Source organism: Mesorhizobium sp. M0208 (genome assembly GCF_040322015.1).
Taxonomy (GTDB): Bacteria; Pseudomonadota; Alphaproteobacteria; order Rhizobiales; family Rhizobiaceae; genus Mesorhizobium.
This window is the reverse complement of record NZ_JAMYSP010000002.1, coordinates 1-26,154: the sequence shown is the minus strand read 5'-3', so window position 1 is coordinate 26,154 and position 26,154 is coordinate 1. Positions and strand designations below refer to the sequence as shown.

At 61.6% G+C, this 26,154-nt stretch carries 26 protein-coding genes, 1 tRNA gene and 1 pseudogene; 15 read left to right on the top strand and 13 right to left on the bottom strand.

Annotation, left to right across the window (positions count from 1 at the left end):
• Positions 1-10: 10 nt before the first annotated feature.
• Complete coding sequence (locus tag NKJ17_RS02215) at positions 11-1,261, top strand: D-amino acid dehydrogenase (protein WP_352686735.1); 1,251 nt, start codon at positions 11-13, stop codon at positions 1,259-1,261.
• 36 nt (positions 1,262-1,297) lie between these two features.
• Here NKJ17_RS02215 and NKJ17_RS02210 read toward each other — a convergent pair whose 3' ends face one another.
• The 7 genes from NKJ17_RS02210 to NKJ17_RS02180 form a co-directional block, all read right to left on the bottom strand.
• Entirely contained in the window at positions 1,298-2,668 is a 1,371-nt protein-coding gene (locus tag NKJ17_RS02210) for an FGGY-family carbohydrate kinase (protein ID WP_352686732.1), read from the bottom strand.
• Complete coding sequence (rhaM, locus tag NKJ17_RS02205; RefSeq protein ID WP_352686730.1) at positions 2,665-2,982, bottom strand: L-rhamnose mutarotase; 318 nt, start codon at positions 2,980-2,982, stop codon at positions 2,665-2,667. Before rhaM ends, NKJ17_RS02210 begins: the two co-directional genes overlap by 4 nt.
• Positions 2,982-3,983, bottom strand: coding sequence for an ABC transporter permease (locus NKJ17_RS02200; RefSeq protein ID WP_352686727.1), 1,002 nt, complete (start codon positions 3,981-3,983; stop codon positions 2,982-2,984). Before NKJ17_RS02200 ends, rhaM begins: the two co-directional genes overlap by 1 nt.
• Entirely contained in the window at positions 3,980-4,957 is a 978-nt protein-coding gene (locus NKJ17_RS02195) for an ABC transporter permease (protein ID WP_254820007.1), read from the bottom strand. The genes NKJ17_RS02200 and NKJ17_RS02195 overlap by 4 nt, the downstream gene beginning before the upstream one ends.
• Positions 4,954-6,495 carry a sugar ABC transporter ATP-binding protein gene (locus NKJ17_RS02190; protein WP_352686724.1) on the bottom strand — a complete coding sequence of 514 codons (1,542 nt, stop codon included), beginning with the start codon at positions 6,493-6,495 and terminating at the stop codon, positions 4,954-4,956. The genes NKJ17_RS02195 and NKJ17_RS02190 overlap by 4 nt, the downstream gene beginning before the upstream one ends.
• An 83-nt stretch (positions 6,496-6,578) precedes the next feature.
• Positions 6,579-7,574, bottom strand: a complete 996-nt coding sequence (rhaS, locus tag NKJ17_RS02185) for a rhamnose ABC transporter substrate-binding protein (protein ID WP_254820009.1) — start codon at positions 7,572-7,574, stop codon at positions 6,579-6,581.
• 54 nt (positions 7,575-7,628) lie between these two features.
• The gene (locus NKJ17_RS02180) at positions 7,629-8,438 is read right to left on the bottom strand and encodes a DeoR/GlpR family DNA-binding transcription regulator (protein ID WP_352686721.1); all 810 of its coding nucleotides are present in this window, start codon (positions 8,436-8,438) and stop codon (positions 7,629-7,631) included.
• Positions 8,439-8,625: 187 nt separating this feature from the next.
• Between NKJ17_RS02180 and NKJ17_RS02175 the strand changes: the two genes are divergently transcribed.
• The 3 genes from NKJ17_RS02175 to ggt (NKJ17_RS02165) all read left to right on the top strand — a co-directional run bounded on the left by NKJ17_RS02175 (position 8,626) and on the right by ggt (NKJ17_RS02165) (position 14,151).
• On the top strand, positions 8,626-10,728 hold the full coding sequence (locus tag NKJ17_RS02175) for a bifunctional rhamnulose-1-phosphate aldolase/short-chain dehydrogenase (RefSeq protein WP_352686718.1): 2,103 nt from the start codon (positions 8,626-8,628) through the stop codon (positions 10,726-10,728).
• Positions 10,729-10,842: 114 nt separating this feature from the next.
• Entirely contained in the window at positions 10,843-12,135 is a 1,293-nt protein-coding gene (rhaI, locus tag NKJ17_RS02170; protein ID WP_352686716.1) for an L-rhamnose catabolism isomerase, read from the top strand.
• Positions 12,136-12,414: 279 nt separating this feature from the next.
• Positions 12,415-14,151 (top strand): gamma-glutamyltransferase, encoded by a 1,737-nt coding sequence (gene ggt, locus NKJ17_RS02165; protein ID WP_352686713.1) that lies wholly within the window; start codon positions 12,415-12,417, stop codon positions 14,149-14,151.
• A 90-nt stretch (positions 14,152-14,241) separates the two neighbouring features.
• Here ggt (NKJ17_RS02165) and NKJ17_RS02160 read toward each other — a convergent pair whose 3' ends face one another.
• The 3 genes from NKJ17_RS02160 to NKJ17_RS02150 all read right to left on the bottom strand — a co-directional run bounded on the left by NKJ17_RS02160 (position 14,242) and on the right by NKJ17_RS02150 (position 15,647).
• Entirely contained in the window at positions 14,242-14,583 is a 342-nt protein-coding gene (locus tag NKJ17_RS02160; RefSeq protein ID WP_292663955.1) for a hypothetical protein, read from the bottom strand.
• A 178-nt stretch (positions 14,584-14,761) separates the two neighbouring features.
• The gene (locus tag NKJ17_RS02155) at positions 14,762-15,211 is read right to left on the bottom strand and encodes a hypothetical protein (protein ID WP_352686710.1); all 450 of its coding nucleotides are present in this window, start codon (positions 15,209-15,211) and stop codon (positions 14,762-14,764) included.
• Between the two features lie 136 nt (positions 15,212-15,347).
• Positions 15,348-15,647 carry a DUF1236 domain-containing protein gene (locus NKJ17_RS02150; protein WP_352686707.1) on the bottom strand — a complete coding sequence of 100 codons (300 nt, stop codon included), beginning with the start codon at positions 15,645-15,647 and terminating at the stop codon, positions 15,348-15,350.
• A 229-nt stretch (positions 15,648-15,876) separates the two neighbouring features.
• Between NKJ17_RS02150 and NKJ17_RS02145 the strand changes: the two genes are divergently transcribed.
• The 8 genes from NKJ17_RS02145 (at position 15,877) to ggt (NKJ17_RS02110) (ending at position 22,896) form a co-directional block, all read left to right on the top strand.
• Positions 15,877-16,251, top strand: a complete 375-nt coding sequence (locus NKJ17_RS02145) for a DUF3606 domain-containing protein (RefSeq protein ID WP_352686704.1) — start codon at positions 15,877-15,879, stop codon at positions 16,249-16,251.
• A gap of 102 nt (positions 16,252-16,353) precedes the next feature.
• Positions 16,354-16,620: a DUF6894 family protein gene (locus tag NKJ17_RS02140; protein ID WP_352686701.1), complete on the top strand. Its 267-nt coding sequence runs from the start codon at positions 16,354-16,356 to the stop codon at positions 16,618-16,620.
• Positions 16,621-17,257: 637 nt separating this feature from the next.
• Complete coding sequence (locus NKJ17_RS02135) at positions 17,258-17,635, top strand: VanZ family protein (protein ID WP_352686698.1); 378 nt, start codon at positions 17,258-17,260, stop codon at positions 17,633-17,635.
• A 547-nt stretch (positions 17,636-18,182) separates the two neighbouring features.
• On the top strand, positions 18,183-18,854 hold the full coding sequence (locus NKJ17_RS02130) for a GntR family transcriptional regulator (RefSeq protein ID WP_352506217.1): 672 nt from the start codon (positions 18,183-18,185) through the stop codon (positions 18,852-18,854).
• A gap of 83 nt (positions 18,855-18,937) precedes the next feature.
• Positions 18,938-19,783: a transporter substrate-binding domain-containing protein gene (locus tag NKJ17_RS02125; protein WP_352506234.1), complete on the top strand. Its 846-nt coding sequence runs from the start codon at positions 18,938-18,940 to the stop codon at positions 19,781-19,783.
• 69 nt (positions 19,784-19,852) lie between these two features.
• Positions 19,853-20,566 carry an ABC transporter permease gene (locus NKJ17_RS02120; RefSeq protein WP_352686695.1) on the top strand — a complete coding sequence of 238 codons (714 nt, stop codon included), beginning with the start codon at positions 19,853-19,855 and terminating at the stop codon, positions 20,564-20,566.
• Positions 20,563-21,282, top strand: coding sequence for an ABC transporter permease (locus tag NKJ17_RS02115; protein ID WP_352506235.1), 720 nt, complete (start codon positions 20,563-20,565; stop codon positions 21,280-21,282). Before NKJ17_RS02120 ends, NKJ17_RS02115 begins: the two co-directional genes overlap by 4 nt.
• A gap of 21 nt (positions 21,283-21,303) precedes the next feature.
• Positions 21,304-22,896: a gamma-glutamyltransferase gene (ggt, locus tag NKJ17_RS02110; protein ID WP_352686692.1), complete on the top strand. Its 1,593-nt coding sequence runs from the start codon at positions 21,304-21,306 to the stop codon at positions 22,894-22,896.
• Between the two features lie 149 nt (positions 22,897-23,045).
• On the opposite strand, the gene NKJ17_RS02105 is transcribed toward ggt (NKJ17_RS02110), so the two are convergent.
• Entirely contained in the window at positions 23,046-23,930 is an 885-nt protein-coding gene (locus NKJ17_RS02105; RefSeq protein ID WP_352506220.1) for a sigma-70 family RNA polymerase sigma factor, read from the bottom strand.
• Positions 23,931-24,036: 106 nt separating this feature from the next.
• Between NKJ17_RS02105 and NKJ17_RS02100 the strand changes: the two genes are divergently transcribed.
• Positions 24,037-24,510: a hypothetical protein gene (locus tag NKJ17_RS02100; protein WP_352686687.1), complete on the top strand. Its 474-nt coding sequence runs from the start codon at positions 24,037-24,039 to the stop codon at positions 24,508-24,510.
• Positions 24,511-24,586: 76 nt separating this feature from the next.
• Here NKJ17_RS02100 and NKJ17_RS02095 read toward each other — a convergent pair whose 3' ends face one another.
• Positions 24,587-24,952: a VOC family protein gene (locus tag NKJ17_RS02095; RefSeq protein ID WP_352506221.1), complete on the bottom strand. Its 366-nt coding sequence runs from the start codon at positions 24,950-24,952 to the stop codon at positions 24,587-24,589.
• A gap of 126 nt (positions 24,953-25,078) precedes the next feature.
• Here NKJ17_RS02095 and NKJ17_RS33995 point away from each other — a divergent pair.
• Positions 25,079-25,260: pseudogene (locus NKJ17_RS33995) on the top strand (transposase); the annotation flags it as partial.
• A gap of 37 nt (positions 25,261-25,297) precedes the next feature.
• On the opposite strand, the gene NKJ17_RS02090 reads toward NKJ17_RS33995, so the two are convergent.
• Positions 25,298-25,373 (bottom strand) — tRNA-Phe (locus NKJ17_RS02090).
• A gap of 372 nt (positions 25,374-25,745) precedes the next feature.
• Between NKJ17_RS02090 and tnpA the strand changes: the two genes are divergently transcribed.
• On the top strand, positions 25,746-26,099 hold the full coding sequence (gene tnpA, locus NKJ17_RS02085) for an IS66-like element accessory protein TnpA (RefSeq protein ID WP_352686684.1): 354 nt from the start codon (positions 25,746-25,748) through the stop codon (positions 26,097-26,099).
• Positions 26,100-26,154 lie beyond the last annotated feature (55 nt).

Sequence of the window (26,154 nt, the reverse complement as noted above, 5' to 3'; positions counted from 1 at the left end):
TGGGGGCGGAATGAAAATCCTGGTATTTGGGGCCGGCGTCGTCGGTACGGCGGCGGCCTATTATCTGGCCAGCGACGGCCATGAGGTGACGGTGATCGAGCGCCATCCGGCGGCAGCACGCGGCACCAGCCGGTCGAATGCCGGCCTGGTGTCGCCCGGAGACGCCACCGCTTGGGCCTCGCCAGCCGCGCTGAAGACGTTCCTGCGCGGCCTCTACAACCACGATCTCGGCATCAAGGTGCGGCTGCGCTTCGATCCGTATTTTTTCGCCTGGAGCCTGCGCTTCCTGCGCCAGTGCACGCATAAGCGCATGCGCGCCAACACCGATGTCAAGCTGCGTCTGGCGCTTTATTCGCGCGACTGCATCAACGCCGTCTCCGCCGAGACCGGCATCCACTATGACGAGCGCAAGAAGGGCATTCTGTATTTCTTCCGCTCGCAGCAGAGCTTTGATACCGGCACCGACAATTACCGCTATCTCGGCGAACACGGCCTGCCGATCGAGATCGTCGGCCGCGACCGGCTGGTCGAGCTCGAGCCGGGCCTCGCCGGCGCCAAGGACAAGATTGCCGGCGGCGTCTATTCGCCGATCGACCAGACCGGCGACTCCAGCCAATTCACGCAGCGCCTCGCTGCCTATGCCGCCGAGAAACTCGGGGTCCAATTCCTCTACGGCACCACGGTCGAAGGCCTCGACATCGACGGCGGCCGCGTGCGCGCCGTGATGACCTCGGCCGGCCCGGTGGCCGGTGACGCGGTGGTCATTTCCATGGGGCCGGAGAGCGGTCTGCTCGGCCGCCGCTACGGCATCGATCTGCCCGTCTATCCGGTGAAGGGCTATACCGTGACTGTTCCGCTGGAAGATGAAAGCAAGGGGCCGATCATGGGCGGCGCCGACGAGGACCGGCTGATCGGCTATTCCAGGCTGGGAAACCGGCTGCGGATGTCCTCGACGGCGGAGTTCACCGGTTTCGACCGCACGTTCAAGCCACGCGATTTCAACTCGATCCTGAACACCGGCAAAGACCTGTTCCCCGGGGCTTTCGACGAGAGCAAGGCCGAGCTCTGGGCTGGACTTCGCCCGATGATGCCGAACTCCGTGCCGGTCATCGGCCGGGCGCGGTACGACAATCTCTACCTCGACACCGGCCACGGCCATCTCGGCTGGACCATGGCCTGCGGTTCGGGAAAGTTCCTCGCCGACCTCGTTGCCGGCCGCAAGCCGGAGATCGATCCACAAGGATTGCTCTACGTGGGCTAGGCATCTCCGAACATCAGGACGCCATGAGCTCGGCGGTCAGGCTCGTTCGTCGAACGCCGAACGCCAGGAGCGCACGTAACTTGTCCAGACCGGATCGGCCGAGGGTTCGGTCCTTTCGCCTCTGCCTTGCGGTGTCCCCCGGTCCGACGCCAGCAGCGCGGCGCCGATGCTGGTGCCTGTCGCAGCCTCGGAGGCAATGGCGGCGCGCGCAGTCGCCGCAGCCAGCATGCGGGTGAACAGCCGGTTGCGGGCGAAGGGTCCTTCGACTACGGTGGGACCGTCCGCGCCGATCAGATCGAGGCAGGTCGCGGTCATCAGCGCCAGGTAGAACGAGATGGCGACAAAGCGCTGGCCGGCGCTCATACCGTCCGCGTTAAACCATGATGCGGTACGATGCGGAAACGGCCCCGAACCTTGTTGCGTGGAAGGCAATAGAGACGTCTTGCGCGCCAGCACGGTAGCAACATCGTCTTCCGTCCAGTTCTCCGATTGGCCCTCGGTCAGCACGGAAAACTCGCGGCCGCCCATGAAGCGCGCCGACGGCACGGGATCGCCGAGTGCGTTGACATTGACCAGCGTGTCGCGTGCCGGATCGAGCGTGACCTTGCTGCCGCCGACCGCCATCGACACCACCCAGGTGCCGGTCGAGACGACGGAGAAAGGCGGCTTGCTGGATAGGAGATGCGGCAGCAGCGAGGCGTTGGAATCGTGCAGGCCGCAAAACACCGGCGTTTGCGGGTCGAGGCCGGTTTGCCGCGCCAGAGCGGGCAGGATCGGGCCCAGGCGGTCCTTGGCCTGCCGCACCGGCGCCATTAGCCGTCGCCATTGCAGCCGGTCGACCAGCGAGGAAAAATCCGCTTTCCACGGGTTCCATAGATCAGTGTGGCAGCCGAGCGACGTCACTTCGCTGGCTGCGACGCCGGTCAGGCGCAAGGCCCAGTATTGCGGGTACATCAGCATCGCGGCGGTTTTGGCGAAATCCGCCGGAAAGCGCTTCTGCTGCCAGAACAGCTGCGCACCGAGATTGAGGCCGGCCGGCAGGCGCGGCGTGCCGGTCTCGGAGAACGCGGGACGGATCGTGTCATAGTCCCTGGCAAGGGCATCCGGCCCGTCGAATTCGTAGTCGAGCACCGGCAGCGCCAGTTCGCCTGATGCGTCGACCAGCACGCCCGTTGCGCCATGGGTGGTGATCGATATCGCATCGATGCGCTGCTCGCGATCGATCTCGGCCAGGCTGCCGAGGATAAACGCCCATAACCGCTCGACGTCATGGTGGGGGTACTGGCCTTGCCGAACAGGCTCGTTCGCCACCGTGCGCAGGGCCACTTCGCTCGATGTGGCGAGATCGACCAGCGCCACCTTGGCGTTGGTCTTGCCGATATCGATGACGGCGACGTTGCTGGTCATTCCATATGGAACATTGCTTCCAGCGGCACCGCCACCGGCTCGTTGTTCGGCCTGGTCTCCATGATGTCCGCCATCTCGGCCCACCAACGCTGCATCACCGGATGCTTCGGCAATTCGTCCATCCCGTGGTCATCGCGTCGCCACAGCACGCCGAACAGTATGTTGGTCTCCTCGTCGAGATGGATCGAATAATCGGAGATACCGGCCTGTTTCAGCAACGCTACGAGTGACGGCCAGATGTCGTCGTGGCGCCTCTTGTATTCGGCCTTCATGCCCGGATTGAGCTTCATCTTGAACGCATATTTTTCGGGCATCAGGCAAAGCGCTCCCGCCGTACGCGCCGCCACAGGATCGGCAGTGCGATGACGATGATCAGCAGCAGGCCGATGAAGATCGACATGACGATCCCCGGCACGTTGAGCAGGCCGAGGCCGAAGGTCACCAGTCCCATGATGAACGCCGCCAGCACCACACCCAGAATGCTGCCGGCGCCGCCCAGGATGCTGACGCCGCCGAGCACCACCATGGTGATGACTTCCAGCTCGTAGCCCTGCGCGATGGACGGCCGGGTCGAGCCGAGCCGCGATGTGATCAGCACCGAGGCGATGCCCGCCATCAGGCCGGTCAGGCAAAACAGGATGAATTTGATGCGGCCGACACGTACGCCGGAAAACTGCGCCGCGACCGGGTTGTTGCCGATGGCAAAGATCCGGCGGCCGAAGCTCGTCCGGTGCAGAAGGAACCAGTAGACGACTGCCGCGATCAGGAACAGCGTCAGTTCGAACGACACCACCCACCAGACATAGCCCTGGCCGAAGAAGGCGAAGCTCGCGGGATAGCCCTTGTAGGCCTGGTCGCCCAGGATGATGAAGGCAATGCCGCGAAACAGGCTCATCGTGCCGATGGTGACGACGATCGACGGCAAGCCGAGCCTGGTGACGAGCACGCCGTTGAAGGCGCCGCAGCCGAGCCCGACGACGAGGCCGATTGCCACCAGCGCCGGAGTGCCGGCGCCGGCCTGCACTGCCATGCCCATCATCGTTGACGCCAGCGCAATGATGGCGGCGACCGACAGGTCGATTTCGCCGGAGATGATCAGCAGCGCCATGGCCAGCGCGATCAGCGCCTTTTCCGTGAAGTTGAAGGTCAGGTCCGAGAGCGACCAAGCGTCGAGGAAATAGGGCGAGGCAAAACTGTTGACGGCAAAGATGGCCACCGCGACGGCGACCAGCAGCGCTTCCCATGAAAAAATCGCCGCAGTGAAAGGCTTGTCGAGCCGGTCGGGAATATGGCGTGGAGCAGGGGTGTCGGTCATGCCGCTTCCGCCTTCTTGAGAATGATGCGGCCTTGCCGGCGTTCGCCGCGCGCGTTGAGCACCACGGCCAGGATGATGGCGCTGCCTGAAATCGCCATCTGCCAGAAGGGTGAGATGTTGATCACCGGCAGCGCGTTGGAGATGATGCCGAGGAACAGCGCGCCGAGCACCGCGCCGCCGACCGAACCGATGCCGCCGGCAATCGAAATGCCGCCGATGACGCAGGCGGCGATGATATTGAGCTCATAACCATTCGCGACCTCGACCGAGGCGATGACGTAGCGCGAAATCCACAGATAGCCACAGAGGCCGCCGATCATCCCCGAGATGCAGAAGACGATAAATTTCGTCCGGCCGACATCGATGCCGGCATAGACCGATGCGGTCGGGTTGACGCCGATGGCATAGATCGAGCGGCCGAGCGCGGTGCGCGTCATCACGAGGAAAAACAATGCAATGACCAATATGGCGATCCAGGACAGAACCGGAATGCCGAGGAAAGCGGCGCGCTGCAGGCCGATGAACTCAGCGCTCATCTGGTCGGCGTTGACCCAGGCGCCGCCTGATATGACGAAGGTGGCGCCGCGGTAGATGGTGAGGGTGCCGAGCGTTACCACGATCGAGGGAATGTTCAACCGCCATACCAGCAGGCCGTTGATGGCGCCGAGCACGAGGCCGACCAGCAGTGCGATGACGATCAGCAGCGGGATCGGGATCGCCGGATGCGCGGCGTTCAGCATCGCCACCACCATGCCGGTGAAGCAGAGGTTGGAAGCCATCGACAGGTCGATCGAGCGGGTCAGGATGACGACCATCTGGCCGAGCGCCAGGATCATCAGGATCGACGTGTCGTTGAACACCTGGCGCAGATTGGCCGGATCGGCAAAACCTGGAAACCGCGTTGAGATCAGCCCGATCAGCACGACGATTGCCGCCAGCAACCAGACCTCGCGATATCTGAGAAAAGCCTTCATGACGCGATCCCCGCTGCCGTCCTGACCAAGGTTTCGGCGTCGAGCCCCCTATTGTCGTAGACCGCGGCAATGCGGCCCTCGCGCATGACGACGACGCGGTCGGACATGCCGAGGATTTCCGGCAGTTCGGACGACACCATGATCACCGACAGGCCTTGCGCGACGAGCTCGGCCATGAAGCCGTGCACGGCCGCCTTGGAGCCGATGTCGATGCCCTTCGTCGGCTCGTCCAGGATGATCACCTTGGGCGCGGTCGCCAGCCATTTGGCGATGACGATCTTCTGCTGGTTGCCGCCCGACAGCGTGCCGACGTCCTGGCTGAGCGAAGAGGCGCGCAGATCGAGCCGCTCTGTGTAGGAACGGGCCAGCGCGAACTCTTCGGCCAGCCGCAATATGCCGGATTTGGATGTCCGTTTGAGCGAAGGCAGCGAAACGTTCTGGAAGATCGGCAGGCCGATCACCACTCCTTGTTTGCCGCGTTCCTCCGGCACATAGACGATGCCGGCATCGATCGAATCCGCCGCCGATTTCGGCGCGATTGCCTTGCCTTCCAGCGTGATCGTGCCGCGGCTGGTGCGGGTGATGCCCGATATCGCCTGCATCACCTCGCTGCGCCCGGCGCCGACAAGGCCGTAGAAGCCAAGGATTTCGCCCCTGTGCAGCTCGAAGCCTATGTCGTCGAACTCGGTCGGGTGCGACAGGCCGGAGACGGCCAGCACCGGCGCGCCGATCTCGGCCTTGCGCTGCGGAAAGATGTGATCGACCGAGCGGCCGACCATCATGCGCACGATCTGGCTCTGGCCGGCGTCCTTGATCAGGCCTTCGCCGACCATCTCGCCATCGCGGAACACGGTATAGCGGTCGGCGATGCGGTAGATCTCATCGAATTTGTGGCTGATGAACAGGATCGCCTTGCCGTCGCTCTTGAGGAATTCGATCAGCAGGAAAAGCTCTTCGATCTCCTTCATCGAAAGCGCTGCCGTCGGCTCGTCCATGATGACGATCCGGGCGTCGATCGACATGGCGCGGGCAACCGCCACGAGGTGCTTGTTGGCGATGCCGAGATCCTTCAGCCTGGCGTCGGCTTCGATATGGCCGGCGCCCATCGTGTCGAGCACCTCGCGGGCATTCTTGCGCATGGTGCGCCAGTCGATGGTTTTGAAACGCGTGCGCGGGGCATGGCCGAGGAAGATGTTTTCGGCCACCGTCAGATCGTCGAACAGCACTGTTTCCTGGTGGATGGCGGTGATGCCGTGCCCGAACGCGGCGTGCGCGCTGGGCAGTGTGACCGGCTGGCCGTCGATGCTGATGGTGCCAGAATCCGGCTGGTAGATGCCGGTCATTATTTTGACCAGCGTCGACTTGCCGGCGCCGTTTTCGCCGATCAGCGCGGTTACGTGGCCGGGATAGAGCCACAGGCCGACGTCGTGCAGCGCGCGTACGCCGGGAAAGCTTTTCGAGATGCCGGACAGCGTCAGGCGCGGTCCGGAAGACAAAGGCGCTTCCTTCGCCATTTCGTGTTGGGCTGTCGTGTCCATAATCGTATCAAGCCCTGAAACAAGGTTCGTTTGAAAGCGCGGCGGGACCCGAGCCCCGCCGCGCGGTTTCGAAGGCTCCAGGATCAATAGATCTTGGAGAACTTTTCGATGTTCGACTTGTCGAACTGGAAGGGCGGAGCCATGGCAGCCGAGTTGGTGTCGTCAAGCGTGACCTTGCCGACGCGGCCGATCGACAGCGTAGCACCGGGCTTGGCTTCTTCCTTCTTCACCGCCAGGTCGTGGGCGAGGTAGACGGCGGAGTAGCCGAGATCGATCGGGTTCCACAGGGCAACCGCTTGGCTGGCGCCATTGTCGATGAACTTCTTGAACTCCGACGGCAGCGCCAGGCCGGTGACGTTGACTTTGCCGATCAGGCCTTCGTCGGTAACCACCTGCGCGGCGGCAACGACGCCGACCGTGGTCGGTGCGATGATCGCCTTGAGGTTCGGATAGGACTTCAAAAGACCCTTGGCTTCATCCGTGCTTTTGGCCGAGTCGTCGTCGCCATAGACGGTCGCGACAAGCTTGATCTTGGGGAACTTCTCCGGCAGCACCTTCTTGGCCGCGTCGATCCAGGCATTCTGGTTGGTCGCCGTCGACGAAGCCGACAGGATGGCGACGTCGCCGCCTTCAGGCAGGTAGTCGGCGGCAAGCTTGATGATGGTCTCGCCGATCAGGTTGGTGTCGGAGGGGTTGAGGTGAAGCTGGCGTCCTTCCGGCGCGACGCCCGAATCCCACGAGATGACGGTGATGCCGCGCTCCATCGCCTTCTTGAGCACCGGCACCAGCGCGTCGGCGTCGTTCGCCGAAATGGCGATGGCGTTGACCTTCTGTGCGATCAGCGAATTGACCACTTCGATCTGCGCTTCGGCGGTCGCCTTGGTCGGGCCGGTGTAGATGATGTCGACATCGCCTAGTTCCTTGGCCGCCTCTTCGGCGCCTTTGTTGGCGGCGTCGAAGAAGCCGTTGCCGAGCGACTTCACCACCAGCGCGATCTTGACGTTCTCGGCATAGGCGGCATTCACGAACATGGCGGCGGAGAACGCCGCCGTAACCATCAATTTCCTAAAGAAGCTCATCGAATATCCTCCCTTGAGCGTTGCATTCCATCGCCGCTGCGGGCGCGAGTTTTCTCAGGCCTGCAGCGAAGATTCTTCCTTATTGCGTGCCGTTGTGCGGGCGATGATCAGCGTCACGCCGGCGGTCTCCAGCATCTTGGCTTCGCGATCCTCGATGCCGTCGTCGGTGATCACCGTGGCGATGCGCGACAGGCCGCACAGGATCAGGCTCGAGCGTTTGCGGAACTTCGAGGAATCGACCAGCACCACCAACTCGTCTGCCTGATCGATCAGCTTCTGCTCGGCCTGGATCAGCAGCGGGTCGCCTTCCATCAGACCGAGCGGTCCCAGTCCCTGCGCGCCCATGAACATGCGGCGCGCGTAAAAATTGCGTGTCACGTCATTGTCGAACGGCGACAGGATGATGTTCTGCTCGCGGTAGATGGTGCCGCCCGACAGCATCACCGTGTTCTTGGAGTGCCTGAGCAAATGCTCCGCGATCGGGAAGGAATTGGTGAAGATCGGCATGCGGCGGCCGGTCAGGAAATGCACCATCTGGAAGGTGGTGGTGCCGCCATTGATGATGATCGGCTCGCCGTCCTTGCACAGATCCACGGCTTCCCGCGCGATTGCCCGCTTCTGCGAAGCGTTGATGGTCTCGTTGACGGAAAAGGGCCTGCCGGCAAGGCCGATGAACTGCGGCGGCGAAAGCGCCTCTGCACCGCCGCGCACCCGGCGCAGGCGTTTTTGCACGTGCAATGCCGCGATGTCGCGCCGGATCGTCGCCTCGGACGACTCCGTCAGGTCGACCATCTCCTGCACCGTCACCACAGGTTTTTCCTGGACGGCGGACAGAATGATCCTGTGGCGCTCTTTCTCGTGCATGGTTCCTCCCTGCTTGAGCATCTAGGCACCCAAAGCGCGCAGTGTCAATCATTTCCGATCAGATAATTTCATTGTGCAATGCAATATGACTGATATTGATCGTTTGTGATTGACAAGGCAGCCGCTTGCGTAGAAATTCGTACAAAAGGGACCGGCGCCGTTTGCGTGTCCCAAAGGGAGGATACCTATGCTCGACAAGCGCTCCGGCACGCGCCTCGCCAATCTTTGGGATGACGCAAAAGCGCAAGCAATGAGCGAGCCCGAACGTCTGGTTTATCGCTCGAATGTTCTTGGCTCCGACCAGCGCGTCACCAATTATGGCGGCGGCAACACCTCCTCCAAGATCTGGCAAAACGATCCGCTCACCGGCGAAAGCGTGGAAGTGCTGTGGGTCAAGGGCTCGGGCGGCGACAGCGCCTCGATCAAGCTCGACGGCTTCGCCACGCTCTACATGGATAAACTGCGGGCGCTGAAGGGTCTCTATCGCGGCCTCGAACATGAAGACGAGATGGTCGGCTATCTGCCTCATTGCACCTTCAATCTCAACCCGCGCGCGGCCTCGATCGACACGCCGCTGCATGCCTTCGTGCCGAAGCCTTATGTCGATCATATGCATCCCGACGCCATCATAGCCATTGCCGCTGCCAAGGATTCGCAGGCGCTGACCAAGGAGATCTTCGGCGACACGATCGGCTGGCTGCCATGGAAACGTCCGGGCTTCGAACTCGGCCTGTGGCTGGAGAAATTCTGCCTCGAGAACCCCGACGCCAAGGGCGTCGTGCTGGCCAGCCATGGTCTGTTCAGCTGGGGCGACACGCCGAAGGAATGCTACGAGACGACGATCTCGGTGATCAATCAGGCAATCGACTGGTTCGAGCGCAAGAGCCAGGGCAAGCCGATCTTCGGCGGCGAAGTCGTCAAATCGCTCGATGCGCCGGCGCGTCGCGCCGTGGCCGCAAAACTGATGCCGAGGATCCGCGGCCTGATCTCCCAGAACAGCCACAAGCTCGGCCATTTCGACGATTCCCCTGCCGTGCTCGAATTCGTCAATTCCAGGGATTTGCGGCCGCTGGCGGCACTCGGCACGTCCTGCCCGGACCATTTCCTGCGCACCAAGATCCGGCCGATGGTCATCGAGTTCGACCCTCAAAATCCCGATGTCGATGCCGTCATTGCCCGTCTTGCCGATGACGTGGCGGAGTATCGCGTCGGCTATCAAGCTTATTATGACCGCTGCAAGCACCCGGATTCGCCGCCGGCGCGTGATCCCAACGCCGTCGTCTATCTGGTGCCCGGCGTCGGCATGTTCACCTTCGCCGGCGACAAGGCGACGGCGCGCATTTCGGGCGAATTCTACGTCAACGCCATCAACGTCATGCGCGGCGCCTCGACGGTGTCGGCCTATGTCGGCCTGCCCGACCAGGAAGCCTTCGACATCGAATACTGGCTGCTCGAAGAGGCAAAGCTGCAGCGCCTGCCGAAACCAAAGGCCCTTGCCGGCCAGATCGCGCTGGTCACCGGCGGCGCCGGCGGCATCGGCCGGGCCACCGCCAACCGGCTGCTGCGCGAAGGCGCCTGCGTCGTGCTGGCCGACATCGACGAAGCAGCCCTTGCCAGCGCCAATGACGAGCTTGCCAAGGCCTATGGCAAGGATTTCGTGCGGCCCGTCGTCATCAACGTCACGTCCGAGGACCAGGTGATCTCCGGCTTTGCCGAGACGGCTGTCGAATTCGGCGGCATCGATATCCTCGTTTCGAATGCCGGCCTGGCTTCCTCGGCGCCGATCGAGGAAACCACGCTGGCGCTGTGGAATAAGAACATGGACATCTTGTCGACCGGCTACTTCCTGGTTTCGCGCGAAGCGTTCCGGCTGTTCCGGGCGCAGAAGATCGGCGGTAACGTCGTCTTCGTCGCTTCCAAGAACGGGCTTGCCGCATCGCCCAACGCCGCCGCCTATTGCACGGCCAAGGCCGCCGAGATCCATCTGGCACGCTGCCTGGCGCTGGAAGGCGCGGAAGCACAGATCAGGGTCAATGTCGTCAATCCCGACGCCGTGCTGCGCGGCTCGAAGATCTGGAGCGGCGAGTGGAAGGAACAGCGCGCCGCCGCCTACAAGATGTCGACCGACGATCTCGAGGAGCATTACCGCTCGCGTTCGATGCTGAAGCGCTCGGTATTCCCAGAGGACATCGCCGAAGCGATCTATTTCTTCGCCTCCGATATGTCGGCAAAATCGACCGGCAACATCATCAACGTCGACGCCGGCAACGCGCAGAGTTTTACGCGATAAGCGACCGTCTTTGAGGGGTTGGCGCCGAGGCCGGAGCTTTACCTTTCTCCCCGGGGAGAAGGTGCCGGCAGGCGGATAAGGGGCAGCGCCAACCGAACGCATTTGGGAGGAACCATGTCCGAAACCATCATCTCCGTCGACCTCGTCGACAAGCATAATGCCGCGCGCAACGCCGACCTCAAGCGCGATTACGACTCTCTCGGCGAGCGCCTCGCCCGCCGCGGCATCGCCATCGACGCTGTCAGAGACAAGGTCGAGAAATTCGCCGTGGCGATCCCGTCCTGGGGCGTCGGCACCGGCGGCACCCGCTTTGCCCGTTGTCCCGGCGCCGGCGAGCCGCGCGACATTTTCGACAAGATCGAGGACTGCGCCGTCATCCGGCAATTGACGCAGGCGACGCCGACCGTCTCGCTGCATATTCCCTGGGACAAGGCCGATCCGAACCGGCTGAAGCAGGCGGCATCCCGCTTCGGTCTCGGCTTCGACGCCATCAACTCCAACACCTTCTCCGACGCCAGCGACCAGAAGCTTTCCTATAAATTCGGCTCGCTGTCACATGCCGATGCAGCAACACGCCGGCAGGCGGTCGAGCACAACCTCGAATGCATCGAGATCGGCAGGACGCTGGGCTCGAAAGCGCTGACGGTGTGGATCGGCGACGGCTCGAACTTCCCCGGCCAGGTCAACTTCGCCAAGGCATTCGAGCGCTATATCGACGCGATGAAGGAGATCTATGCCGGGCTGCCGGACGACTGGAAGCTGTTCACCGAGCACAAGATGTACGAGCCGGCCTTCTATTCGACCGTCGTGCAGGATTGGGGCACCAACTACATCATCGCCAAAGAGCTTGGCGACAAGGCGTTCTGCCTGGTCGACCTCGGCCATCACGCCCCCAACGTCAATATCGAGATGATCGTGTCGCGGCTGATCCAGTTCAAAAAACTCGGAGGCTTCCACTTCAACGATTCGAAATATGGCGACGACGACCTCGACGCCGGCTCGATCGATCCCTACCGCCTCTTTCTGGTCTTCAACGAACTGGTCGATGCCGAGCTTTCAGGCTCCGAAGGCTTCGATCCGGCCCACATGCTCGACCAGAGCCACAACATCACCGATCCGATCGAAAGCCTGATGCTGTCGGCGATAGAAGTGCAGCGCGCCTATGCGCAGGCGCTGCTGGTCGACCGCAGGGCGCTCGAAGGCTTCCAGGATACCAACGACGCGCTGATGGCGACGCAGGCGCTGAAGATAGCCTATCGCACCGATGTCGAGCCGATACTTGCCACGGCACGGCTGAAGACAGGCGGCGCCATCGATCCGGTCGCCGCCTACCGCGCCGCCGGCTACCGGGCGAAGGTTGCAGCGGAACGGCCGGCGGTGGCGAGCGTCGGCGGCGGGATTGTTTGATGCTGGTGAAAATGAAAAACCCGCCTGAGGCGGGTCGTTGGAGCCAAATAGCACCATACCCAAATTAGTAGCATAGCTGCCGGCACAAAGCAAGAACAAAATTGCTTGTCAGCGTTGGATCGTGGCTTCATTTCAGCTTGGGTTCCTCTCCGCCATGAATGGGTGCCATGAATGGTGTCGATAGAAGGTGCAAGCGTCGCCGTATCTTCCCATTAATGTCAGTAGACTCAACCTCTCCAAGCGCGTTTCCTAGGCCAACCCACGCCTCGGAGAACGGCCATGCACAACACCCGCCAAACCCTAATCGCCGTCACCCTTTCCCTCACCCTGACCTTCGTGCCGTTCCTCGCCTTTGCCGCCTCGCCGCAGCCGGCGAAGGGCGAGCACGGCATGGTGGTGACCGCCCAGCATCTGGCGTCGGAAGTCGGCGTCGAGGTGCTGAAGAAGGGCGGCAACGCGGTCGATGCAGCGGTCGCTGTCGGCTACGCTCTGGCTGTCGTCTACCCGACCGCCGGCAACATCGGCGGCGGCGGCTTCATGACCATCCGCTTCAAGGACGGCCGTTCGACCTTCGTCGATTTCCGCGAGCGCGCGCCGCTCGCCGCGACCAAAACCATGTATCTCGACAAGGACGGCAAGCCGGTAAAGGGCGCCAGTCTCGACGGCTATCTGGCGGTCGGCGTGCCCGGTTCGGTGGCCGGCTTCGAGATGGCGCGGGAGAAATACGGCACGCTGACGCGGCAGGATTTGCTGGCGCCGGCTATCCGCTATGCCAAGGACGGTTTCGTGCTGGAGCAGGGCGATGTGGCCTCGCTCCTGGGCGGCGCCGAGCGGCTGGCCAGGGACCCAGCGGCGGCCGCCATTTTCCTCAAGCCGGACGGCAAGCCCTATGCCGTCGGCGAGCGCCTCATCCAGACCGATCTCGCGGCCTCGCTTGCCGCGATTTCGGAACGCGGCGTGGATGCCTTCTATAAAGGTGCGATCGCCGACGCCATCGTCAAGGCTAGCGGCGAGAAGGGCGGCATTCTGACCAAGGCGGATTTCGAAAATTATGCCGTGCGCGAGCTCAAACCGGTGACCTGCAATTATCGCGGCTACGAGATCATTTCCTCGCCGCCGCCAAGCTCCGGCGGCGTCATCATCTGCGAGATACTCAACGTGCTTGAGTTCTACCCGCTGTCCTATCTAGGTGCCGGTTCGGCCGAGACGGTTCACGTCATGGTCGAGGCGATGCGCCACGCCTATGTCGACCGCAATTCGGCGCTCGGCGATCCCGGCTTCGTGGACAATCCGGTCGCAAAACTGCTCGACAAGAATTACGCCAGGGAAATCCGCGAAAAGATCGATCCGTTCCGGGCCGAGGTGTCGCAGGAACTGATGCCGAAGGGCTTTGGCGAGAGCAGCGAGACGACGCATTATTCGATCATCGACAAGGACGGCAACGCCGTCGCGGTGACCTACACGCTGAACGGCTCTTTCGGCGCCGGCGTCGTCGCCGCCGGCACCGGCTTCCTGCTCAACAACGAGATGGACGACTTCACGCAGAAACCCGGCGTACCCAATCTCTATGGCCTGGTCCAGGGCGAGGCGAATGCGATCGCGCCGAAAAAGACGCCGCTGTCGTCGATGAGCCCGACCATCCTCGCCAAAGACGGCAAGCCGTTCATGGTCATCGGCAGCCCCGGCGGTTCACGCATCATCACCATCACGCTGGAGGCGATCGTCAACGTCATCGATCACGGCATGAACATCCAGGAGGCGATCGACGCGCCGCGCATCCACCACCAATGGCTGCCCGACACGGTCTATATCGAACCCTTCGGCCTGTCGCCGGATACTGAAAAGCTGCTTACCGGCATGGGCTACCGCCTCGATATTGCCGACACGACCTGGGGCCAGGCGGCTGGCATCCTGGTCGGCGGCAAGAGCCTGGCGGAAATCGAGAAAGGTGGCGGCGCCCGCTACAATGGCGCCATCGACAGCCGCGCCGCAGCCGGCGAGGCCATCGGGTATTAGACGATGATCCCGAACCGAAGGGTCAGCGCAGCAAAAAGTGGGAACCGGTTTCGGATAAGATCATGGTCAACAAGAAGATTGCGCCTTGCTTCAGGTGACCAGCGCGATCGTCGACGCAATCAGCATCAGCGCCGCGATGCCGACGAACAGCGCATAGATGCGCGGCCGGTCGAGCAGAAGCGCATTGCCGGAGATCCATGCCGCGGTGGCGCCGCCAAGGGCGAAAAAGAAGGTGCTGCGGCGCCCGAAGCTCAAGCCCGCAGCCATCAGGCCGCCGATGATCAGAGCGCCGAACACGATGATCACGGCGACTGCGTATTTTTCGAAATCGTTGCTGCCGGCGCTCGGGCCGATTGCGTTCAACCTCGACAGATCGTCCGGATCGAACGGGCTGGTCGACCCATATTCGTCTTGACCGACAGGCTCATGCATTATTCGTTCTCCGCAAACCGACAGCAAATCATCAAGCCTCGCCGAGCGCAACCGCTCGCCGAATGTGATTGGCACGGTGTTCAACACTTTCTGGCGGCGGCTTGCCAGAGATTTTTGGGTGCGTGCCTTGATCGCCCCGCTGTGCGGTCTGGTCAAGCGCTTTGCAGGAGTTGAATCTTCATGCCGCTCTGGCCAAAGACTGCGTTGCCTGAACGGAAGCTCCAAGCACCGCCTGTGCGGTGTCGGCCTGCCTTTCATCGACATGCGCCAGCACCAGAATCACACCCTGTTCGGCATCCCGCCGGCCTGGCTGCCTGCCGCTAGCGGACGATGTGTCGAAAAGCCTGCCGGCAACGCAGCCCAGGACCGCGCCGACGAGGGCCGATGCCAGCCATCCCGCGCCGACGGGATCGATGCCTGGGATATCGAAGGCGCCGAGGCCGGCCAACAAACCCGCCGCCGCGCCAAGGGCGGCACCGCTGCCTGGACCGCGCAAGACGGCGCCGATTTCATCATCGTAGGGTCCGATGACGCTGATCTGGTGGCGCGCAATTCCTGCCGCCTGAAGCGTTTCGACGGCACGCGCGGCCTGGTCATGGGAATCGAAAAGTCTGCTGATTGTTCGCATTGAAACTGCCTGTGAGGACCCCCGGCCGTCCATGTACGGCGGGTTCCTGCCGAGCGACGACGCCGCGGAGCCGCCTAACGCAAACGTCACCCGCCGCTCGTTCTGAGCGGCGGGTGACGGCTGCCTGAATTTCACGTCACTCGATGATCTTGACGATCTTGCGCGTGCCGGGGTCGACGACGACGGTGCGGTTGTCGACGACGACATAGCGGTATTTGACGTTGGGGACCTCATGAAGCTCGACGGTATCGGGAAGCGTCGAGCCGATATTGAGCTCCACCCCAGGGATTTTCACCGAGGCCAGCGGCTGCTTCTTCACATACTCCTTGATGACCGTTTCCTGCTCCGGCTCGATCACGACGTCTTGCGCCGCAGCGGCGCCGACGCCTGCCAGCAGCAGAAATCCCGCCACTGCGGTGGATAAATGCATTCTCATGGTCGTCTCCTTTGCGAACTCGGTCCGCTCTTCACGCCAAGGCTCACTCGAACGGAAGGCAGCTGAAAACGTTCCGTCGACGGGGCTTCGGTCCCGTCCGGCAGGGACCAACCGACGTGTTGCCGCAGGACCTAAGTCTGATCCTTGCGCGCAAAGGGTGGGTTCGCCGCGTGACCCGGAACCGCGGCGGCGCCTAGCCGTTGCTGGCTGCACGTTCCGGGAGGATTCCATGGAAAAGTCGACGGTTGCTCGCACCGATCTTGGCTGTTTCCACTCCGATCCAACCCGGCTGCTGCGCAGCCTGTCCCTTCCTGCGCCGATAGGTTCGCCCGTCACCTTGCGGCGAGCGAACCCTCAAATTGCTGCGTGCATCAAAGCTGACCCCCGAAGAGAAGGGGCGAGGAGAACAGAAATGGCCGACGACAAGAGCAAGCGAGACTTCAGCGACCGCAAGCGTGTTTCGGTGGATGAGTATTACGAGGTCGAATATTTCGCGCGGGAAAATGGTGTTTCGCCCAGCCAGGTGAGCAAGCTGATCAAAAGGACCGGCGGTGACCGGATGATCCTCTCGCAGGCGGTGAAGGCATTGCGCGAGCGCAAGTGAGATGGTGGCGAAGCCAACGGTGGAGAGGCACTGATCGCGATTGGCCGAGATCGCGGCCATCGGCCGACAACGTTCCCGGATGCCGAGCTTCGGCCAAGCGCAATGCCCCGCTACTTCCTTGATTCCGATGAAGACGGAATCGTCTATTCCGACGATCAGGGAACCTTATATGACGATTTCCCGCTGGTCAGGAAAGAAGCCCTTCGCACATTGGCCGAGATGGCCAGGGATGGCCTTCCTCACCGCAGGATTGCAGTCAAGGTCCGGGACGACCGTGGCGGTCTGGTCCTTGAAGTGGCTTTGACCTTTGCCGTCGAAACGCGGCATTTCGACGAGCGTATTTTCCAGATCGACTTGCGCACGAACTGACGCCTCGATCGTCATCGCGCCGACCATGAGGTTTCTGGTGCAGCCGCATCTTCTCTAGACTGGAACATTAGAAGTCTCTAATTGTTATCCTAAGCAGCGGGAACCTCCCGGGTTTCTGCTGCAGATCGGGGTGCAAACCCGGTCGGCCCGCGCCCTCCGCCAGAGGCGCGGGCTTCGTTTGTTTAGCCGATGCGCAACGCCGTTCGGCAGCAGCATATTGGAGACCTGCGGGAGCATTCGTAGCATCAGTCGCTACCGCGGCGCCCTGGCGCCCAGGCAACGGAGCCCGTCGTCCGACAGGGCGGCGGGCTTTTGACGCTGTGCGCAATCGGTGGAATTCTGGCCGGCGCCAATTCGTGTGGCATGGATGAGGTGCCCCGACGCAGCGCCGGCCAAGCGGAAATCAGGTCCGCCGCAGCCAGATAGTAGCCGGGTCAGCGCGGCAGGGAATTGCGTGATCGCGGAAGCTGCCGCTGGCCTATTGCACTCGCCACGAGCCCGCCTGTGCAGCGGCTGACCCGAGGCATTCATTCATTCTGACGATGCACCGGACGCCCCGACGGCGGAAATTGGACGCCGCGCTCGCTCTGGCCGGTGGTGTTCCCCCGCAGATTTCGGACGAAAGGCCATTTTATCCTTGTTGCGCCTGGATTCCTATCAGATCGTGGCAAGGATTGCCTTTCCGGCCGCGTTTGCCGGCGTTCTGCTGTTCGCCCTTTTGCCGGAGCAGCTCCTGCTGGGTCTTGGCCTGGCTTTCACGTTTGATCACGACAAGCTCAATCACGCCGCCGCCTTCGTCGTCTTGGCGGCTCTCGGAAGTCTCGGCTGGCCGGAACGCAAGGCGAAGCTGATCGTACTGCTCGTTCTCACGGGCGCAGCGATCGAGGGGCTTCAGGCCGTGCAACTGATAGGGCGCGACCCGGATCTGTTCGACTGGGTTGCCGACTGCGTGGGAATTGCGTGCGGACTGATGGTTGCAGGCTGGACAAAGCGGCTCGCTGGCGGATTGCCATAGGTGCTGAGAGCCTAACGTCGCCGGCGCACCCGCGCTCCAGGGTTGTGAAAATGGCCGGCGCCACTTGGGGGGCGCGTTGGGGTAAGTTGCCTGATCGGGCGCCGGCCAGGCGGAAAAATCAGATCCGCCGCAAAGTAACGTAGCAGGAATGGCAATGCGCGGCAGTAGCGTGATCGCGGAATGTCCGCGCTCGCGCCTCCGGTGCGGTGACCCGTTTTGGGTCAACAATTCTGGCACCTGAATTGCACTGTAAGCAATGCCGGGGAACACTCCGGCGATCGTCCCCGAATATGGGGCCTCGCCGCTTCGCAAATGGAGCGGCGGGCCTTTTTTTGAAAGTTCGGTGGCGTCGAAGGTTTCCGACGCGTGGGCGTCGAAAAGCGGCCGATCAGCGGCTTAGCTGACCACGGTGCGCTTGCCCGATTTCCCCGATCAAGTGCTTATTCTCACAAGAGAAATTCTAACGCGCGCAAGCTTCTGTGCTTGACACAGGTCTCGACAATTGGATAAGTGGATACACAGATACGCTTTTGACCGGACCAAGGACGTGGCAGCAGACGCAATCGAGCCGTTGGGTATCACGACCGCCGAGGAGGAGGCTTATCGCCACATTCAGCGGGCTCTGAGGATGGGGCGTTACCGGGCCGGGGACCGGCTGATCCCGGAAGAGATCGCGACGGAAATCGGCATGAGCCGCATGCCGGTTCGCGAAGCATTCCGCCAACTGGCTGCGGAAGGTCTTGTGGTCATTCGCCCGAACCGTGGCTGCATCGTCGCCGGGCTTACCCTCGATGAGATCTACGAAACCTTTGAAATACGCTCCGTGCTCGAAGGGTTGGCGGTGAGGCTTGCCATGCCGCACATCGATGTCGAAGTGCTTGAAGAACTGGAACGCCAGCTCGACCGGATGGAGCGCGCCAGCCAGACCGGCAGCAGCGACTGGGTCGTGCGCCATCAGGCCTTCCATCTGCAGATTTGCCAATTGAGCAACAGAGCCAAGCTGGTCCGGCAGATTGCCAGCCTGCACGTCGTGATCGAGCCCTACCTGCGCATCTGGTTCGACTATGTCGACAAACCCGCCAGCGCGCGCGCCGAGCACGAGATCCTGATCGAGGTGTTGCGGTCAGGTGATGCCGGCAAGGCAGAGATCGTCATGCGGGATCATATCGTCGAGACAGCGCCGCTTCTGGCTAGCTTTGCAAGTCCCGGCCGCCGCTAGGAATACCATCTAAATCGTTGAAGCCGGAAGATAATCCGGCACGACGAAAGGGAACTGCCACACCGGCAAAAGAGGAGATTGACATGAAAATTAGCCGCATCGCAGCCATTGCGTCGGTCCTGTTCGGCCTGGTCCACGCCGCTGTCGCACAAGAAACGCCAAAGGCAATTACCATTGCCACCGAAGGAGCCTACGCGCCTTGGAACTTCACAACGGCCGACGGCAAACTGGACGGCTTCGAGGTCGATCTCGCCAATGATCTGTGCGGGCGAATGAAGATCGAGTGCAAGATAGTCGCACAGGACTGGGACGGCATGATCCCCGCGCTGACCGTCGGCAAGTTCGACGTGATCATGGCGAGCATGTTCATCACCGAAAAACGTCTGAAGGTCATCGATTTTACCCAGCCATATGCGGTGGATCCCTCAGGTTTCGCGGTCGCCAAGGATAGCGAACTGGGCAAGCTCGGCATTTCCAACGAGCGGTTCAAGCTGGACAATGAAGCCTCTGCGCAAGCGGCAATCGACAGGCTCAAGCCATTGCTGAAGGGAAAGATCATTGGAGTTCAGGCTGCGACGGCAAACCTGGAATTTGTAAGAAAATACTTCTCGGACGTCGCCGAGATTCGCGAATACAAGACCACCGAGCAACACGATCTCGATCTCGCCGCGGGTCGCATCGACGCGCTCTTCGCACAGCAGACAGCGCTGGCTGCCACGCTGAGCAAACCGGAGTTCAGCGACTATACGCTTGCAGGACCAGGATTTGTCGGGGGTCTCTTCGGTCTTGGCTCCGGGGCCGGTATCCGCAAAGAGGACACCAAGCTGAAAGACATGCTCAACGGCGCCATCGACGCCGCGACCGCCGACGGCACGATCAAAACCCTGTCGCTTAAATGGCTCAAGAGCGACGTCACTCCAGTCAAGTAGGCGCTTGCCGGCGAACGGCCATTCCTGACCCGTTTCGGAGCTGAGCCGTTCGTCCTGCCGGGGATATCAATGGTTGACGCATTCCGGCTGCTTGGTTTCCAGAACGGAGGTTGGGGGGCTGCTCTTCTCATGGCGGCCTCGATCACCGTGCTCCTGTCTGTGCTGGGCTTTGCGCTTGGCGCTGTATTTGGCGGGCTGGCAGCGGCCGGGCGTCTCCACAACTCCCAACTGCTAAGGTTCTTGGCCCTTGGCTATTGCACGGTTTTCAGGGGCGTGCCCGACCTTCTGACCATTTATCTGCTTTACTATGGAGGTAGTGTCGCCCTGACCTCGCTTGGTCATAGCCTGGGCGGGTCCGGATTCGTTGGCGTTCCGGCCTTTGCCACTGGAACCTTGGCTATCGCAATCATCTCGGGCGCCTATCAAGCCGAGGTCTATCGAGGGGCTTACGTCGCCATCGACCAGGGACAGCACGATGCCGCTTGCGCGCTTGGTCTCAACCGGCTGCAGCGGCTGCGCCAGATTATTTTTCCCCAGCTCCTGAGATACGCGCTGCCAGGCCTCGGCAATGTGTGGCAATTGGTTCTGAAGGACTCGTCGCTGATATCGGTAATCGGCCTCGTTGAACTGATGCGCCAGGCACAGATCGCCGCAGGTTCGACCCGTGAACCGTTCATCTTCTACATTGCTGCAGCCTTGCTCTATCTGGCTATCGCTTCCGTCACGGGCAATGCCTTTTACCGTCTGGAAGGAAAGGCGCCGTGGCGCGTCCGGTCGGCATGATAGATTTCAGGTTTTTCCTCGAAATCCTGCCGAAACTACTCGCCGGCCTGCCGCTTACGATGGAACTGGCCCTGACTTCCATCGTTGCCGGCTTCGTTCTTGCCGTCACATTGGCGCTTGCCCAGCAATCGGAATCGCCCTTCGTCGTCCTACCGATCCGTGGCTTCGTTGCCGTGTTCAGGGGGACGCCCCTGCTGGTGCAGATTTTTCTGACCTATTATGGCCTTGGTCAGTTCCGGCACCAACTGTCGGCAATTGGATTATGGGCCGTTTTCCGCGAACCCTACTGGTGCGCAATCATCGCGCTGACACTCAACACCACCGCCTATGGCAGCGAAATCCTGCGCGGCGCGATTCAATCGGTGCCACACGGCCTTGTCGAAGCGGCCCGGTCTGTCGGCCTGTCCACCTGTTTGACCTATCGGCACGTTATCCTGCCGCTGGCCTTTCGCCAGGCGCTGCCGAGTTACGGCAATGAAATCATCCTGATGATCAAGGGCACGTCTCTGGCTTCCATCGTAACCTTGATGGAGGTGACTGGAATTGCCCAGGGATTGATCTCCCAGACCTACCGCGCCTTTGAAGTCTTCATCTGCGCGGGCGCCATTTATCTCACTTTGAACTTCGCGATCATCCGTGCCTTGGCGGCACTCGAATACTGGATGTCGCGGCATCTGCGGCACCGCCCCTCGACGATGAGCGACGCCGCCTCTTGAGCACGACCAGAAGGGCATAGCATGCGAAATTTTGAGAAACCAACGCGCTCGGTTGTCGTTTCACGCGAGGCCATGGCCGCCACCTCTCATCCGTCGGCGACCCTGACGGCGGTGGAGATCATGGCGGCCGGCGGCAACGCCATGGATGCCGCCATCGCAGCCTGCGCGGTGCAATGTGTCGTCGAGCCAGCCTCGACCGGCATTGGAGGCGACTGCTTCGCTCTTCTGTCGCGAAACGGATCCGGCGAGGTCATCGCCTACAACGGATCGGGCAGGACACCCGCCGCCCTGACAATTGACTGGTTCCTTGAACGTGGCATGGCGGAGGTGGCCCGTAATTCTCCTGGCTCCGTCACCATCCCGGGGGCGACCGATGCCTGGACCAGATTGCACGCTGATCACGGGCATATGCCCTTCGATCAAATCCTGGCCCCCGCTATACGTTTCGCCGAGGAAGGCTACGCCATTTCACCGCGGGTCCATCGTGATTGGGCGTTGGAAGAAGAACTTCTGGCCTCTGATGTTACGGCGAAACGGATTTTCCTGCCAAACGGCCGCGCGCCAGACGTTGGCGAAGTGCATCGCCAGCCTGAGTTGGCTGCAACGCTGCGGCTGATCGCCAAGAAGGGACGAGAGGCCTTCTACACTGGCCCTGTGGCCGAAGACATGGTCGCCTATCTTCGTGGGCTCGGCGGATTGCACACACTCGAAGATTTCGCCGCGGCAACAGGCGAGTACGTGACCCCGATCAGCGCGGCGTTTCGAGGCTGCGATGTGTTCGAATGTCCGCCGAATGGCCAGGGTGTGATCGCCCTGCTGATTCTAAACATCCTCTCGCGCTTCGAAGCCCACGGCGATCCGCAATCCGCGGACCGGCTTCACCTGGAAATTGAAGCAACGCGCCTCGCTTACGCCGCGCGTGACCTGCTCGTCGCCGATCCCGACATGTCCGAGGTCCCGGTGGCCGACATGTTGTCGAATGCCTGGGCCGATCGTCTGGCCGGCATGATTGACCTAAAGCGCGCCCGCGCGGATCTGCCGGCGTTCGATATGCCGCTGCACAGCGACACGGTCTATATTTCGGTTGTCGACAAGGATCGCAATGCGGTCAGTTTCATCAACTCGGTCTTCGACAGCTTTGGCTCGGGCCTGGTCTCGCCACGCTCCGGTGTCGTCCTGCACAATCGCGGGCAAAGCTTTTCGCTTGACCCCAGGCACCCCAATGCGGTGGCACCGAACAAGCGACCTTTGCATACCATCATACCCGGGATGCTTGCGAGAGGCGGCCGGGCAGAAATGCCTTTTGGTGTCATGGGTGGCTACTACCAGGCAATGGGCCATGCGCACCTGCTGACGAAAGTGCTCGACTTCGGGATGGATCTGCAGGAGGCGATCGATCTTCCGCGGATCGCCCCCGTCAGCGGCACGATGAAGGTCCAGGCCGAACACGGGCTTGCTGGCGAAACCCTAGCTGAACTTAGCCGACGCGGTTTCGAAATCATTCCCGCCACGGACCCGATCGGCGGTGCGCAGGCCATTCGCATCGATTGGGCAAACGGGACCCTGCTGGGCGGTTCTGAACCGCGCAAGGACGGCTGCGCCCTCGGTCTGTAGGTTGTGGCCAGAGCGGGATCCGAGATGCCGAAGACGTTTTCATCGACATTTGACCGGCGTCGCTGGCGCCATGGTCCAGATAATTCTCGCACGCCATCGACAACGGCAGGCAGCCGGATGTAGCGACAAATCATAAGTCGCGACTTGGGCTAATCTGGTGAATTGAGCGTGGCAAAATCGATCTGACTCAGGCGAGCGGGATCGCCGATCACTTCAATGGCTCGGATTTTCTCCCCTGCCGCGTCTATCGTCAGTGCATATCGCGCACGTCCGGTCGGCGCCACAACAATCCCTGGCGCCCCGTTCAGAAGCATTGGCGTCGCGAATTGCGTACGTGCCGCGAAGGCAAGAGCCCCCCTCGCAACTGTTGTGGACCCATGTGCTTCCACCGCTCTTCCGTCAGGAGCCGCAGACGAATCAACACGGATAACGACGTCCGGGTCGAGGAGGGCCACGATCGCATCAATGTTGCCGGAACGAACTGCGTTAAGAAACTCATCCACAAGCCGCCGCCGCCCGTTCAATTCAGCAGCGGAAACAGTGGGCTGACCCCGTATGCGACGACGAGCTCGGCTTGCCAGTTGCCGCGCCATGACCGGGGTGCGGCCGACGATAGGGGCAATCTCTTCGAAGGGCACATCAAAGACGTCGTGCAGCACGAAGGCGACACGTTCGGCAGGAGCAAGCTTTTCGAGTACGACACTCAACGCAAGGCCGACCGAATCGGCAATCGCTAATTCCTTGTCGAGGTCCGCGGCGTCTCCCGAATCCGCGCCCCACGCGGAGAGCGCCTGCAGAGTCTCCGCGCGTGATTTGCGCGCCCGCAGCATGTCGAGGCAGACGCGCGCAACGACAGTAGTGAGCCAAGCGGTAAGATTGTCGACGCTCCGGGCATCTGAGCGGCTGAGGCGCAGCCACGCTTCTTGCACTGCATCGTCGGCCTCTGTCGATGAACCGAGCAGGCGGTATGCAACCTTCCGCAGACGCGTGCGGTCAGCTTCGAAGCGCTCTGCCAGCCATTCATCCGGTTCCATCTGTCACATTTTCCCATCGCTGTCCGTCACAGTGATGACGGAGGAGGCTCATCCGATGTGACAACTCCCTTTCAACGGCCTGGGGTGAGACAAAGGAGATATCATCATGGAACCGACCAACCCACTGATTCCGATCTTTGTTGCCTTGCTCGGGACTTGGTTCGGCGCAGCCGTGTTTTATGTGGTGGTCATAGCCCCCGCCGTCGTTCAAGCGGGGCCGTCCGGCGTCGGATTCCTGCAGACGCTCGCGCGACGCTACGGCACCGGCCCCTTCTATGCCGTCTTGGCCTTTCTGACGGTTGCGACCGGCATGTGGATGTACGTGGCCGGTGCCCGCGGCGTGTGGACAACGCTGAGCGTAGGCTTGGCAACACTGGCGCTGTTTCTCGGTGCATCGGCCAATCGGATCGCCGAGAGGAAGTGGGTCCACCTGGTCGGGACCATCCGGGGCTCTGCAACAGGAGACCAAGGCAGCGACGTGGCGACAGCAATCGCCAAAGCCGAAAGGGTCAACGTCGTGACAACGGTCGTGCTTGGGCTCGCGCTCCTCTGCGTGGTTCTGAGTCGAACTATGGCGTAACAACTCGCAAACGCGCGGCAATCCACATTGATCGCGGGAATTCGTATTCCCTCAACCACCGGCTATTTGTTCAAGCTCAGTCCTTCTTGAACTCGAATAGCTCGATGACGTTGCCCGATGGATCTTCGAGCAAGATGGCGCGACCGGCACCGCCGTCGCTGATGTCGCCGCGGAATCTTGCATCAGCCCGGCGCAACCGCTCAATGAGCACATCGAGTCCCTTCGTAACGATCATAAATCGGTTCCACCCGCCCGGCTTCGGATCGCCGCCCGCCTGACCACCGCTCCCCGCACCTGGGGCGCTGAGATACAGCGTCAAGTCGTCACGCAGCAGCGCGGCGAACTTGCCCGGATTGTGCATTTCGATCTTGAAATCGAGATAGTCTCGATAGAATGCGACCGCCTCATCGACGTCCGCAACGATGTATCGGACGGAAGCCATTCAACCTTCTCCTCTGTCTTGGAGCTACAACAGTCAACTTCGGCAAAGGTTTCCCTGTCGGTCGAGCTGAGTGCAGAAGCGGGCCTTCTGGATGCCAGCCGAAAAAGTCGGATGAGGTTTTTGGACAAAAAGATCAACCTCAGCAGGTCTTCGCTGACCAGACCGTCGGCATCAAACAGGGCGAGGACCATATCTGGCTGGTCAGTTTCGTGGACTATGATCTGGGATATATCGACCTGGAACAGAGAACGTTGCAGACCATCGACAACCCGTTCGGCACGAGGTTGTCACCCATGTCTCCGGTATAAACCGTAACCTATGTGTCCAGAATGGACCGGAGGTGGATGGTGCCCAGAGGCGGATTCGAACCACCGACACGCGGATTTTCAGTCCGCTGCTCTACCAACTGAGCTATCTGGGCCTGCTCCGGCGGGCGGCAATCTGCACACCGGGTTCATGAAAGCGCCGTCGGCACCCCTTGAAAGCGCGTGGGTTATAGCACGGGAATTCGGCCTGTCCAGCGCTTAGAGCATGATCCCGAAAAGTGGAATCCGGTTTTCGGAAAAAAGATTATGCTCAGACAAAAAGCATGATCCCGAAAAGTGGAATCCGGTTTTCGGAAAAAGATTATGCTCAGACAAAAAGCATGATCCCGAAAGTGGAATCCGGTTTTCGGAAAAGATCATGCTCAGACAAAAGTACGCCTCCGGCGAAGGCCGCCTTGCGCGAGCACGGCACGGTAGCGAGGCTGCGCTCTTAAGATCGTCCTTACGACCGTAGCTAGCAGCACAGCATGAGCCATGTGACATTATTGACCGGGCCGGAGCGGCGGCGTCGTTGGAGTGAAGAGGATCAGTGCCGGATACTGGCCGCGGCATTCGCGCCCGGAGCCACGGTGGCGGCGGTGGCGCGTCAGTGCGATGTCGCGACCAGCCTGATCTATAAGTGGCGCCGCACGGTGAGAGCCCGCGAGACGGGCTTTGCCGAAGTTGTCGTGGTTCCCGATGAACCTGTCGCCGCTTCGGTGCCGGCGGCGCCGCCAGCGGTGATCGAGCTGGAGATCGCCGGCAAGGTGCGGCTGCGGATTCCGCTGACCACGCCGCCGACACTGGCGGCGGCGATGGTGAAGGCGCTGGGCGTTTCATGATCCCGGTTCCGAGCCAGGTGCGGATCTGGTTGGCGGTCGGCCGGACCGATATGCG